The sequence below is a fragment of the Chryseobacterium sp. UF-290 genome, from assembly GCF_058245615.1.
Genome location: NZ_JBSICB010000002.1, coordinates 213,856 through 226,661, shown reverse-complemented (window position 1 = coordinate 226,661; position 12,806 = coordinate 213,856). Strand labels below are relative to the sequence as shown.

The 12,806-nt window shown below is 37.4% G+C and carries 11 protein-coding genes; 7 read left to right on the top strand and 4 right to left on the bottom strand.

Annotated features, from left to right (window positions below; genetic code table 11):
• Positions 1 to 33: 33 nt before the first annotated feature.
• From AC4IF5_RS03330 to AC4IF5_RS03320, 3 genes are all read left to right on the top strand, one after another.
• On the top strand, positions 34 to 984 hold the full coding sequence (locus AC4IF5_RS03330) for a sterol desaturase family protein (RefSeq protein WP_490731657.1): 951 nt from the start codon (positions 34 to 36) through the stop codon (positions 982 to 984).
• A gap of 271 nt (positions 985 to 1,255) precedes the next feature.
• Positions 1,256 to 2,134 (top strand): hypothetical protein, encoded by an 879-nt coding sequence (locus AC4IF5_RS03325; RefSeq protein WP_490731655.1) that lies wholly within the window; start codon positions 1,256 to 1,258, stop codon positions 2,132 to 2,134.
• Between the two features lie 73 nt (positions 2,135 to 2,207).
• Positions 2,208 to 3,185 carry a polyprenyl synthetase family protein gene (locus AC4IF5_RS03320; protein ID WP_490731653.1) on the top strand — a complete coding sequence of 326 codons (978 nt, stop codon included), beginning with the start codon at positions 2,208 to 2,210 and terminating at the stop codon, positions 3,183 to 3,185.
• A 1-nt stretch (position 3,186) separates the two neighbouring features.
• Here AC4IF5_RS03320 and AC4IF5_RS03315 read toward each other — a convergent pair whose 3' ends face one another.
• Positions 3,187 to 3,480, bottom strand: a complete 294-nt coding sequence (locus AC4IF5_RS03315; RefSeq protein ID WP_490731652.1) for a hypothetical protein — start codon at positions 3,478 to 3,480, stop codon at positions 3,187 to 3,189.
• 137 nt (positions 3,481 to 3,617) lie between these two features.
• Between AC4IF5_RS03315 and AC4IF5_RS03310 the strand changes: the two genes are divergently transcribed.
• Positions 3,618 to 6,050, top strand: coding sequence for an alpha-ketoacid dehydrogenase subunit alpha/beta (locus AC4IF5_RS03310; RefSeq protein ID WP_490731650.1), 2,433 nt, complete (start codon positions 3,618 to 3,620; stop codon positions 6,048 to 6,050).
• A 62-nt stretch (positions 6,051 to 6,112) separates the two neighbouring features.
• Here AC4IF5_RS03310 and AC4IF5_RS03305 read toward each other — a convergent pair whose 3' ends face one another.
• Positions 6,113 to 6,511 (bottom strand): hypothetical protein, encoded by a 399-nt coding sequence (locus AC4IF5_RS03305; RefSeq protein ID WP_490731648.1) that lies wholly within the window; start codon positions 6,509 to 6,511, stop codon positions 6,113 to 6,115.
• 9 nt (positions 6,512 to 6,520) lie between these two features.
• Positions 6,521 to 6,913 carry a winged helix-turn-helix transcriptional regulator gene (locus tag AC4IF5_RS03300; RefSeq protein ID WP_490731647.1) on the bottom strand — a complete coding sequence of 131 codons (393 nt, stop codon included), beginning with the start codon at positions 6,911 to 6,913 and terminating at the stop codon, positions 6,521 to 6,523.
• Between the two features lie 124 nt (positions 6,914 to 7,037).
• On the opposite strand from AC4IF5_RS03300, the gene AC4IF5_RS03295 reads away from it, so the two are divergent.
• Positions 7,038 to 8,099, top strand: a complete 1,062-nt coding sequence (locus tag AC4IF5_RS03295; protein WP_490731645.1) for an NADH:flavin oxidoreductase — start codon at positions 7,038 to 7,040, stop codon at positions 8,097 to 8,099.
• A gap of 295 nt (positions 8,100 to 8,394) precedes the next feature.
• Here the strand turns inward: AC4IF5_RS03295 and AC4IF5_RS03290 are convergent, their stop codons facing one another.
• The gene (locus tag AC4IF5_RS03290; protein WP_490731643.1) at positions 8,395 to 9,597 is read right to left on the bottom strand and encodes a C1 family peptidase; all 1,203 of its coding nucleotides are present in this window, start codon (positions 9,595 to 9,597) and stop codon (positions 8,395 to 8,397) included.
• Between the two features lie 235 nt (positions 9,598 to 9,832).
• On the opposite strand from AC4IF5_RS03290, the gene AC4IF5_RS03285 reads away from it, so the two are divergent.
• Both AC4IF5_RS03285 and AC4IF5_RS03280 read left to right on the top strand, forming a co-directional pair.
• Entirely contained in the window at positions 9,833 to 9,964 is a 132-nt protein-coding gene (locus tag AC4IF5_RS03285) for a T9SS type A sorting domain-containing protein (RefSeq protein ID WP_490731900.1), read from the top strand.
• Positions 9,965 to 10,031: 67 nt separating this feature from the next.
• Complete coding sequence (locus AC4IF5_RS03280; protein WP_490731641.1) at positions 10,032 to 12,803, top strand: hypothetical protein; 2,772 nt, start codon at positions 10,032 to 10,034, stop codon at positions 12,801 to 12,803.
• Positions 12,804 to 12,806 lie beyond the last annotated feature (3 nt).

Genomic DNA, 12,806 nt, shown 5'->3' with positions numbered 1-12,806 from the left:
TTAAAATCCTACCTTTGCAGAAATTATTTTGTGATGATGGATTTTCTTATGAGCGAGGACGGGTTAGAAAATGTTTATGCGTGGGCTATTCCGTTACATGCAACCGTTATTTTAGCTGAAATGATTTACAGCCATGTTTCAGAAGCTAAATTATATAGTGGTAAGGACCTTGCTACGAATGTTTATCTGGCATTGATGAATTTTGGCCTTGACCTTATCATGAAGGCATTTGCCATGGGAGTCATGTTCTTCTTTTACAATCACAGACTTTTTTCATGGGATCTCAGCATCTGGTATCTGCTGGCTTGTTTTGTGATTACGGACTTTGCGTACTATGTACTGCATTATGTCGATCACCGCTCCAGAGCGTTCTGGGCCGTTCACATTACACACCATAGTTCAGAATATTTTAATCTTACGACAGGATTCAGAAGCCCTGTATTACAGCCGCTTTACAGATATTTATATTTTTCACCACTGGCTTTTTTAGGGTTCAATCCATGGCATATCATGGTAGCTTATGCTATCGGACAGGTATATGGAACATGGGTACATACACAGACGGTGAAGAGCATGGGATTCCTGGAACATATTCTGGTAACTCCTTCTCACCATCGTGTGCATCATGCATGCAACGTGAAATATCTGGATAAGAATATGGGAATGTGCCTGATCATCTGGGATAAGATATTTGGTACCTTTCAAAAGGAAGATCCGAATGTTCCGGTAAAATATGGGATCTATCCAAAAATGCCGGATAACAGACCGGATACGGTTCTTTTCTATGAATGGAGAAAGATCTGGAAAGACCTTAAACAGCCGGGATTGAAATTCACAGACAGGATCAACTATATTTTTAATTCCCCGGGATGGAGGCACGATGGAACAGGAAAAACCGTAAGACAATATCAGAGGGAATATTTTGCAAAGCAGGCAAAGAAAAAAGAACAACAGCAAAATCAGAAAGAGCAGAAAATTGCTTAACTTCTGTTTTATATCAATAGAAATCTAAGGGAAAAGCGGGCTTTTGGGCCCGTTTTTCTGTTGTAGAAGAAGCTTTGGGTTGCGAAAAGAGCAAAATTGCAAGAAGGTAAAAGGGCGAAGAAAGCTGATAAGGAGAAAAAGACAATTTGGATAATCAAAAAAATCTAATGTATGCAGACTTTACATTTGCACCTCTTATACTCACAAACCCGAACCCCGCATCCAGAACTCTGAAACATTCATTTAAACATAAAAAACCTACTTTTGTTATATGAAAAACCTCTTTCTGATTATTACTCTTCTTACTGCCCAGACAGTATTTTCACAACAGGCTGATTTCCTGAAAATAAGAAAATATAGGGTCAGCCATTTGGATGATAAAATCCAGGAAACTTCCGGACTGAATTTTTTGGATGGAAAACTGTATACGTTCAATGATAGCGGGAATGATCCGGAATTGTTTGAGATCAGTAAAACATCAGGGGAGATTGTAAATACGCTAAAGGTTAATGCTAAAAATAAGGACTGGGAAGCTTTGACGAATGATGGCACTCATTTTTATATAGGTGATTTTGGAAACAATGGCGGAAAGAGGAGGGATCTTGAAATTTACAAAGTTCCCTTTCAAAATGACAGTCTGCAGAACGGGCAGATCAGAAAAATCCAGTTTCAGTATCCTGAGCAGGATGATTACGGTGCCGGATATTTGAAGACCGACTTTGATGCGGAAGCAATGGTATTTGCTCACGGAAAAATTCATCTTTTCACAAAGGAATGGAGCGCAAAAGCAACAACACATTATGTAATCGACCCCGAAGTATATGAAAAACAGGATGCCGTAAAAACAGAATCTTATAAAACTAATTTTGTAGTAACGGATGCTTCTTATTTTGAGAATAAACTGTATCTGGTAGGGTATACAAGGAAAACGGAAGTATTTCTGGATATCTTTAAAGAAACCGAGCCGGGAGTCTTCTTTAAAGAAACTCCAAAGCATTATTATCTTGGAAGTGCCATGTCAATAGGGCAGATCGAGGGAATCGCCGTAAATGAAAATGGGATCTATATATCAGGAGAAAAGTTCAGGTCACCGCTGGGAAGTACAAAACCATCCTTTTATTTTATTCCAAAAGATCAACTCAGGGATTAATTTTCTCTTAAAATTAAGCGAAAAAAATTATCTTTGTGAGAATTAATAATTATTCACCCAGCATTCGCAGATTGTGGCAAATATCGTAGAAGAAATCAAGCAACCGATCAATGAGGAAATGAAGCTTTTTGAACAGAAGTTTTATGAATCAATGCAGAGCAAAGTAGCTTTATTAGATAAAGTAACCCGTTTTATCGTTACCACCAAAGGGAAACAGATGCGACCTATGTTTGTATTTCTTTGCGCTAAACTGGTGGGAGAGGTTACGGAGAAAACGTATCGTGGTGCTTCTATGATAGAGCTGATCCATACCGCAACTCTGGTACATGATGATGTGGTGGATGAAAGCTTTAAGCGTCGTAATTTTTTTTCTATCAATGCTTTGTGGAAAAATAAGATCGCTGTTCTGGTAGGAGATTACCTTTTGTCAAAATCAGTATTACTCTCTACGGATCATAAAGATTATGATCTGTTGAGTGTTATTTCAAGAACGATCCGTGAAATGTCTGAAGGAGAACTTCTTCAGTTGGAAAAAGCAAGGAAGCTGGATATTACGGAAGATGTTTATTATGAGATCATCCGCCAGAAAACGGCTACTTTAATCGCTGCCTGCTGTGAAATCGGAGTCCTCTCCAACAGCAATGATGAGGTTTTGGCCAAAAAAATGCAGGATTTCGGAACCTTTACCGGAATGGCTTTTCAGATCAAAGATGACCTTTTTGATTACCTGAGCTCCAATGTAATTGGCAAGCCTGTGGGAATTGATATTAAAGAGCAGAAAATGACCCTTCCTTTGATCCATACCCTGAAAACAGCCAATGAAAAGGACAGAAAATACTACTTTGATACGATAAAACGTTATAATAATAATCCCAAAAGAGTAAAGGAGCTTATAGAATTTGTGAAAAACTCCGGCGGATTGGAGTATGCGATCAAGGTGATGAAAGATTTCCACCAGAAGGCCAAGGATATTCTGAATGAATTTCCGGATTCTGAAGCGAGAAAATCGTTACATATTATGCTGGATTATGTCATTGAGCGAAAATTTTAAGTCAAATTATTTTCAGGGTCACAATAATAACAGCTAGGACAATACAAAATAAAGCGATTAAAAATAAATAATCCGCAATACTCTCAAACGTGTATTCCCGCTTTTTGTTTTGGGTTCTTATAGCCAGAAACGAAAAGAAGCAGCTGCATGCAAAAAGGAGACAGGCAACACCTGCAAATTCGTCCAAATATGTGTTGTGACTGATCTTAGTGATTTTCAGTGAGGTGATAATGATCAATGAAAACCCTAGAAGATTGCTGGATGCATTCAGGATGTGAGGTGATTTTTTTTCCATCTTTTACAATTTTTTTCAAAATAAAGCACAATTTTTTTTATTATCAAATTTTTAAAAAAGATTATTAAAAATTAAAATTAATTTAAAAATTGTATATTAGCAAAATACTTGAAGATTAAAAACTTTTTTACTTAGCTATGCAAACAACCTATATTGAAACACAGCAAATATCCTTTCAAGATTTTAAAAATCAGATACTTGAGGACTACAGGTTAGGAAGGATTTCTCGTGAAATGTCTTATCTCGGAAGAAGAGAAGTACTCACTGGAAAAGCTAAATTCGGAATTTTTGGGGATGGTAAAGAGCTTCCTCAGCTGGCAATGGCGAAGGTTTTCAGAAATGGGGACTTCCGTTCAGGATATTACAGAGACCAGACTTTTGCATTGGCAATAAATGCATTGACAGTAGAAAGTTTCTTTGCACAGATGTATGCGGATACAAGCGTAGAAAGAGAGCCTGCTTCAGCGGGAAGACAGATGAACGGGCATTTCGCGACAAGAAGTTTAAATGAAGACGGAAGCTGGAAAGATTTGACGGCGCAGAAGAATATTTCTTCCGATATCTCTCCTACAGCAGGGCAGATGCCAAGATTATTAGGATTGGCTCAGGCTTCCACGATCTATAAAAGTGTAAAATTCGAAGGTTCTGAGAAATTCTCCAGAGAAGGTAATGAAATCGCTTTCGGAACAATCGGAGATGCTTCTACAGCAGAAGGACATTTCTGGGAAACTTTGAATGCTGCCTGTGCACTTCAGGTTCCTATGATCGTATCGATCTGGGATGACGGGTACGGAATTTCGGTTCCTACCAAAAACCAAAGAGCTAAAGCTGATATCAGTGAAATGCTAAGCGGTTTCCAAAGAAAAGAAGGTGAAAACCAAGGCTGTGAGATCATTCAGGTAAAAGCATGGGATTACCCCGCATTATTGGATGCCTATGCCAGAGCAGAGCATTTTGCCAGAACGGAAAGTGTTCCTGTAGTGGTTCATGTAGTGGATGTAACCCAGCCTCAGGGGCACTCTACATCAGGATCTCACGAAAGATATAAAAATGAAGAACGTCTTGCCTGGGAAGCCGAGTTTGACGGATTGGCAAAGTTCAAAGAGTGGATTTTGAATTACTCTATTGAGATTGACGGAAAAGAAGAAGTGATTGCTACTGCTGAAGAGTTGGAAGCTATTGATGAAGAAGCTAAAAAAGCAGCTAAAGCAGGACAAAAAGCAGCCTGGGATAATTACCAGAATGCCATTAAAGAATTGATTCAGTCTGTTGTACCTTTAGTAGAGAACCTTAAAGATCAGAATGCTGAAGTAGAAGCTGCTCTTACTCATTTCAATAAGTTGGTTTCAAAAGCTAAAAAAGATGTGTTCCATTTAGCCAGAAAAGCTTTATTGGCAACAAGAGGAACAAACTCTGCAGAAAGAAATCAATTGATGCAGAAATATAATGAAGTTGCTGAGGTCGAAAAAGACAACTATTCATCTCATTTATATTCTCAGTCTGAATGGAAGGCTGAAAACATCAAGGAGATCAAGCCGGTTTATTCTGACAGTTCTGAAGATGTAGACGGAAGAGTAGTGATCAGAAATAATTTTGATAAAATCTTTGAAAAATATCCTGAAACATTAATCTTTGGTGAAGATACCGGAAACATCGGTGATGTAAACCAGGGACTGGAAGGAATGCAGGAAAAATACGGGGCATTGCGTATCGCTGATACGGGAATCCGTGAAGCAACGATCCTGGGGCAGGGAATTGGAATGGCAATGAGAGGTTTAAGACCCATTGCAGAAATTCAGTACTTAGACTATGTCCTTTACTGCTTACAGGGGATGAGTGATGACCTTGCAACGGTACATTACAGAACCAAAGGAGGTCAGAAAGCTCCGCTGATCATCAGAACAAGAGGTCACAGATTAGAAGGAATCTGGCATTCAGGCTCTCCTATGGCAGGTATTCTGAACCTTTCGAAAGGTATCATGGTATTGGTACCCAGAAACCTTACGAAAGCAGCAGGATTCTATAACACGATGCTTCAGACTGATGATCCGGCCATCATCGTAGAATGTCTGAACGGATACAGATTAAAAGAAAAGCAGCCTGACAACTTAGGAGAATTTACCGTTCCTGTAGGTAAAATTGAGGTAACAAAAGAAGGAGCAGATGTTACTTTGGTGACTTACGGTTCTACATGGAGAGTTGTAACGGAAGCGGCTAACGAGCTGGAAAAATTAGGGATTTCTGCAGAAGTGATTGATATTCAGTCGTTAATTCCTTTCGATTTATCTCACGAAATTGCTGAAAGCGTTAAGAAAACGAACAGACTGGTAGTGATCGATGAAGATGTGGAAGGAGGAACTACAGGATTCATCCTACAGCAGATCCTGGAAAAACAGAAAGCCTTCAGATATCTGGATTCAGATCCGTTGACGATCGCTGCCAATGATCACAGACCAGCCTATGCGAGTGATGGTGACTACTTCAGCAAACCATCTGCAGATGACATGGTAGAAAAGATCTACGCTATGTTTAATGAAACAAATCCTCAGAAATATCCTGCGATATTTTAATTGGAATTTTAAATAAATTGTAAACCGCTTTCTTTTGGAAGCGGTTTTTATTTTTGAATTATCTATTTCTCAAGCAAAATATTTGAAGGTAAATAAATTTCCCCTTCAGATTTTGTGATGCTCCAATAGAGTTTTTTACCTTTAAAATAGAGTTTCGCTTTGCCTGTTTTGTCATTAAAACTGCTTGTAAAATCAATATATAAAGTATCATTATCAACTTTACCTTTCAGATTTTCATCTTTTTCGTCGAAACAATCTATTCTATTGCCATTTCTTGATAAAGAGCAGTAATATCCGGTTATAGAGTCTTTATTTTGATTCAAGTGCAGGGAAAACGTTTTATTTTCGAGAGAATTCTCATTATCAAAATTCTCATAGTTCCATTCACCTGAAAAATCAGTATTCCTGACTTCTTTACATTGAATACAAAACATCAAAATTAATAAAAGTACCTGTCTCATATTGAAGAATTAGGCTTCTATAATATTTTTCTTCTTGCTATTCCCATTCAGAATAGCACAATCCTTATCATATTGCAGATCCTTATTCTGATATTTGGCCTCCCATTCTTCCAGTAAATATAAAATAGGCAGCAATGCCAATCCTTTTTGTGTCAATGAGTATTCCACCCTAGGAGGAAGTTCTTTAAACTCTTCCCGGATAACCAGACCGTCACTTTCCATTTCTCTCAGCTGGTCAGTCAATACTTTTCTGGAAATCACATTAATGCGGACGGCAAGCTCTCCAAAACGTAACTTTCTGTCCTTGATCACCAATACAATGATAGGTTTCCATTTGCTTCCCAACGCGGCCATTGCCTTGCCCAGAGGACAGCTGTATTGCATCAATTCATTCTTTTTCATAGAAGTTACTTTTATGTTACTAATGTAAGTTACTGCAAAGTTACCACTATTTTTTCAATGAAAGATACAAAAACGAACTATTATTAGTTACTTTGTGTAACAATTATAAAATGTAATTTTAAATATGAGCACATCATCATTATTTAAACCGTTTGAATATAAGAATCTACTGCTTAAAAATAGAATTGTAATGGCTCCTATGACCAGAGCGCAATCTGACAATGGAGTTCCTACACAGAAAGTAGCGGATTATTACGGAAGAAGAGCCGCCTCAGAAGTAGGCCTGATTCTTTCAGAAGGAACCGTTATCAACAGGCCAGGGTCAAAAAACTTACAGAATATTCCTGATTTCTACGGAAATGAAGCTTTAAACGGCTGGAAGAACGTAATAGATACCGTACATCAGAATGGTGGTAAAATGGGTCCCCAGATCTGGCATGTAGGCGATACAAGAATGTCGGAAGACTATCCGCTGGTAGCCATGGAAAAAGCTTCTGAAATGACTATAGAAGATATTCAGGAGACGATTGCACAGTTTGCTGCTTCCGCCAAATCTGCAAAAGATCTTGGATTTGACTGTCTTGAAATTCACGGAGCTCACGGGTATCTTATCGATCAGTTTTTCTGGGAGGTAACCAATACAAGAACCGATGAATATGGCGGAAAGACCTTAAAGGAAAGAAGCAGATTTGCCGTTGAAGTGGTGAAAGCGATCAGAGCGGCAGTAGGAGAGGACTTTACCATCATTCTTCGTCTTTCGCAATGGAAGCAGCAGGATTATAAGACCAGGCTGGCTTTTACTCCAAACGAAATGGAAGATTGGTTATTACCGTTAAAGGAAGCCGGAGTAGATATTTTCCATTGTTCACAGCGTCGTTTCTGGGAACCGGAATTTGAAGGTTCTGAACTTAACTTTGCGGGTTGGGCTAAAAAAATTACCGGACAGCCAACTATTACAGTAGGATCTGTTGGCCTGAACGGAGATTTCCTTAATGCTTTTGCCGGTCAGGGAACTGAAAAAAAGGATCTTAAGGAACTGATCAGAAGACTCGATAATGAAGAATTTGATCTTGTAGCGGTAGGACGTGCTATTTTACAGGATTACCAATGGGTAAAAAAGATCAAAGAAGGCAATACGGAAGCTCTTCTGGACTTTTCAGCAGAAAGTATGGGCGTATTATTTTAATGCGAATGGTGAATGGGCCTCGCTGTCAGTTTTTTTTAACAGCATATTTTATTTACCTGCGAGGCAAACCAACAATTCACCATTTCTGTTAATTATCATAATTCACTTTATTTTATATTTAATTTTTCACCTATTTATTAAGAAACCGGCTTTCAGAATTTCTGAAAGCCGGTTTTTATTGCAATGTTTCAAAGATAAAAACAATGCCGCTCCCGGCAATTCCGGGAGCGGCATTTTAACAGATTTAAATATCTAAAACTGCCGGTTATAAACAGGCAGAAGTGATTTTATTTTACTATAAGCCAATATTCTTGGTAGGCTTTAATTGCTTCAGAATGCTTTTCGGAATCGCATTTTTGTGTACCAAGATCGCTGTTGACTTATATTCAACGTATGGTCTTGTTACATATAGATATCCTGCGAAGTCATTCGTTACCCCCCAGGAGTTTTTTACCATATAATATTCCTTACCGGTCTGATCTTTTGCCAGACCTACGATGTGCATACCGTGGTCATCAGTTGTAGAAAGGTTATTAAGTCCTTTCTGACGCATATCTTCAGTAATGGTTTTATCCTTTTTAGGCTCTGTGAACAAGGTCTGCTTATTGTCTGCATTGATCTGGTCCAAATCCATATCCGGAACATAAGCTACTCCGTTTTTGTAAGAGAAGTAAGGCTCGGAAACGTCAGTAGCCCAACCTACAGAATATCCTTTCGTCACCGCATTATCAATGATCGCTGTAAGGTCTTTCATCGGAACATTCCAGTCAGAGTCGTGGCTCCAGTTATCAGGAATCGGAACTACGAATTTCTGATAATATGGATAATCTTTATAAGAAGACAATTCTACATAATCTTCAGGATTTATTCCTACTACTTCTTTCGCAAATGTTTTCGGAGTATAGCTTTTCCCTTCATAGGTAAAATTGGAAGGTACCTTTCCTAAATATTCATCAAGGATTGTATCTACCGAATCCATCCAGTTGTCTGTAAGCTTCCCTTTTGATGAAGCCTGAACAAGGCTGTCAAGAACAGGCTTCAGTTTCCCCTGCATTTCCTTGAAGTTATTGGTAGTCTGGCCAGGCTTTAATCCTGAATATACATCCTGAGGAACGGCACCGTATTTTTTGTACATATTGATCACATCGTGAAGTTCTCCTCCATCACCCCAGCTGATAGCGCCATTATTTAACACATATAACTTTGCTTTATCATGATAAGAGTTTCTCGCTGTAAAAATTTCAGCAAGATCTACAGGCTTTTTGCCCATTCTCTGCATTTCAGATTCAAGGAAAGAGTTCCCTGAATAGCTCCAGCAGGTTCCTGATGAACCCTGGTTCTTTACAGAAGTCGCACCAACGTCTTTTAACGTTGTGAACTGAAAATTAGCATTTTGTGAGTGATTGTTTTTTAACTTATTGATTAAGTCATCCTGGGCAAACATCATACTTCCTGCAGACAAAACAAAAAGTAATGTTGCAAATTTGGCATTTTTCATTACTATAAAAAGATTATTTGTATTAATAGTCGTTCATAATAGAGATTTGTTACAGGGATAAAAGTTAAATTTGGAATTAAGAAATGTAAAGGGTAAATAAGCAAAATCGCTAAAAGGCAAAAAAACTGATTTGCCCTTTTGTAGTTTCGCCTTTTTGCCTTAAAAAAAATTACCATGTTTCTAACTCACCTGAAAATTTCAGAGTCCAGATACGTTCAAGGCCTGGGCCGGAAAAATTATCATAAGAAAAGAGAATTTGATTGAAAATAAAAACACTGTTGACATGACTTCTTATCCACAAGGTATTTATTTGATTCGCATACGCTCCGGTGAAGCCTGGGAAACTTTTAAAGTCATTAAAAATTAATTTAAAAACAGAAAGAAATTTCTCCGGGAATTTCTTTTTTCTTTATATTGAGAAATATTATTGGCAGATGAAAAAAAACTATTTACTATTGTTGACGTTTGCTGTTACAGTATTGCAGGCACAAAACTCAAACTTATATTATTCAGGGATATTTTTAGCACCTAAAAATAAAGCACAAAACTTTCTGAAAGTTTACAATAAGAATAGTGGGATTTATGAACTGACTGATGAAAAAGGATGGGCAATCATTGCTGCGAAGCCTTATGATACTTTGGTTTGGAATCAGGGAAAAAATATTCAGGTAATCTCTTCTTACCAACTGAAAGAGCTGAAAACAATCCTGGAGAGTCAGATAAATAAAGCATATGTGAAAAATATTCACAGCAAAACTTATAATAGTCTGACTTTGAAGCAAATGAAGGATGATTTCAGTATAGAAAATACCAAAACAGTTCTAAGCAAAAATTCAGACAGGTACTTCAGCAACGTTAAAAAACTGAGACAAAAAAATGACAGCAGCTATACCTTGAAAAATCTCAATCAGAGGACATTGTTTTTTAACGGAAGTTTTACCACTTCCGTTGAGATTAAAAACCGAAATGCTATTCCTGAAACGCAGAGTCAATATGCGCAGGGAAGATCTGAAAATGGGAGTCTGGTTTGGAAAGGACCTGAAACGAATGAGATGTTCAGCTTTGGACCGGATATTTCTACACTGGGGTTCGATGGACAGCCTTATGCCTATGATGAGAACGGAAGGCTGATCCGTTGGGTAGATGGACTGCCGCAGGCAAAAATTTATCGTAATGACCTTTTTAAAACTACGGTAGGATACAGTAACCGGCTTAATACAAATATTTTTATCAAAGAAAGAAATCTTGAAAAATTCCGACTTTCTTTAGACTTCGGACAGCAGAAAAACCAAATGTATTTTATGGATCAATTTAATAATACCAATACATTTAAGACAAAGCTTACTACCAATTTCGGAGGCTATGCCATTAATTTGGCGTTCAATTATGAAGAAAATAAAGCTACAAATACTAATAGAGCAGGACTTTTCAACAGGATTTATCAAAATGCGCTGTTGACACCCATTTCATTTTCAAATACACAGCAGATACTTTTAAATGACGGTTCACAGAGAAGTTATAGCCAATATGCTGATAATCCATCATTTCTTTTAGCACAGGATCGTAAATATCACTATCTAAGCTATCAAAACCAGTTTAGTTTGAATATAGCTAAAACCTGGAGAGATTTTAAATTAAATATCACCCAGTCTTATGAGCATGACAGTATAGGGAATTTTGATCAATATAAACCTTCTACCTACGGTTTCAGCAACGGAATATTCAATGAAAGAAGACAAAATAACAGTTTGTATCATTCCAATATACAGGGAACATATACACTACCAGGAGAATATGATTTTAAAAACAGTTTCCTCATTAATTTTATTTTAAATGACAGAAAATCGGAGATAAATAACAGTCTGATACATCGAAAGTATGTTTATCAGAGAACTTCACAGGATTACCTGTTGAATTATAATATGGAAATTGATGATCATGATTTTGAGGCCGGTTTCAATCTTGGAAATTCATTCTACATCTCCAATACGTCGTATAAAAACAGCTATTGGCTTCCAAAAGCAAATGCATATGTGAAATTTGAGGATATTTTTAACTGGTCCCGTTTTGATGTTAAAATTTTAGGGAGCTATATACACCAAAGCTACGAACCGGAAATTACACGTTCTTACGCTTTTTACGCCACTACATTACTGAAAGCGGAGAATTATTATCAATACTTTCCAATACAGGAAGCAGAGAGCTTTAGTGGACTGTCCAACGTCAATACAAGAGAGTGGAAAGCAGGAGGGAGAATAAATATCAATTACAGCATAAGTATCGAAGGAGAATATTTTAACAGGAAAATCAAAGATGATGTTTTTCCTGTATTTGAAAATAATCAGTTGAAGATAAAGAACATTGCAGATCATACCTACAGCGGATATGAGTTTAATTTTGCCTATGAGCGGCTGCGTTTAGGATATGATTTTTTTACCTCAAATAAAGTTTCATTTTTTAAATATCAGGATATTGTGGATCGTGTTGCTCCTGGTTATAACAATATGGCTGTTTCAGGATTTCAGGATATTTATAAAACATTGGAAGAAGGGCAGGTCCTGGGGTCCGTAAGAGGAAGTTATTTTGAACGAAATGCTGACGGACAATTAATTATTGATGAGTTGGGCTTTCCGAAAAAGGCGGATGGAATGAAAATCATTGCAGACCCTACTCCTGATTTTGTGATGAAATTCAATCATAATCTTACTTACAAAAGATTTTCTTTAGATATCAACTGGGAATGGAAAAAAGGAGGACAGCTTTGGAACGGAACTCAGGCAGTTCTGGATTATTACGGACGTTCCTATAATTCAGGAGAAGAAAGAAATATTAAAAATTATGTTTTTCAAGGGGTACAGGCTAATGGAAGCGTTAATCAAATTCCTGTGGACTTTTATAACCCCAATCTTGATGTTCTGGAAAACAGATGGTCAAGATATGGCTATCCGGGGATCGCGGAAAATTATGTTCAAAAAGCAGATCATATAAGGATCAATACGATTTCCTTATCGGTTAATTTTCCTATTAACTATAGCCAACGTTCTCTGAAGCTTACTTTTTATGCCGATAATATAATGCTTTGGCAGGCCAATAAGGGAGCAGATCCCAATCATACTTTTTATGATATGGATAATGGAAGAGGGCTGGATTTTTTCAATTTACCCTCTTTTAAAACATTTGGCTGCATTGTTTCATTCAAATTTTAACCT

Excerpts from the sequence above, each read along its gene's own strand:
- AC4IF5_RS03300 (WP_490731647.1), bottom strand. The coding sequence starts at position 6,913 with ATGAAAAAGAATGAATTGATGCAATACAGCTGTCCTCTGGGCAAGGCA.
- AC4IF5_RS03290 (WP_490731643.1), bottom strand. The coding sequence starts at position 9,597 with ATGAAAAATGCCAAATTTGCAACATTACTTTTTGTTTTGTCTGCAGGA.
- AC4IF5_RS03330 (WP_490731657.1), top strand. The coding sequence starts at position 34 with ATGATGGATTTTCTTATGAGCGAGGACGGGTTAGAAAATGTTTATGCG.
- AC4IF5_RS03310 (WP_490731650.1), top strand. The coding sequence starts at position 3,618 with ATGCAAACAACCTATATTGAAACACAGCAAATATCCTTTCAAGATTTT.
- AC4IF5_RS03280 (WP_490731641.1), top strand. The coding sequence starts at position 10,032 with ATGAAAAAAAACTATTTACTATTGTTGACGTTTGCTGTTACAGTATTG.
- AC4IF5_RS03295 (WP_490731645.1), top strand. The coding sequence starts at position 7,038 with ATGAGCACATCATCATTATTTAAACCGTTTGAATATAAGAATCTACTG.
- AC4IF5_RS03325 (WP_490731655.1), top strand. The coding sequence starts at position 1,256 with ATGAAAAACCTCTTTCTGATTATTACTCTTCTTACTGCCCAGACAGTA.
- AC4IF5_RS03315 (WP_490731652.1), bottom strand. The coding sequence starts at position 3,480 with ATGGAAAAAAAATCACCTCACATCCTGAATGCATCCAGCAATCTTCTA.
- AC4IF5_RS03305 (WP_490731648.1), bottom strand. The coding sequence starts at position 6,511 with ATGAGACAGGTACTTTTATTAATTTTGATGTTTTGTATTCAATGTAAA.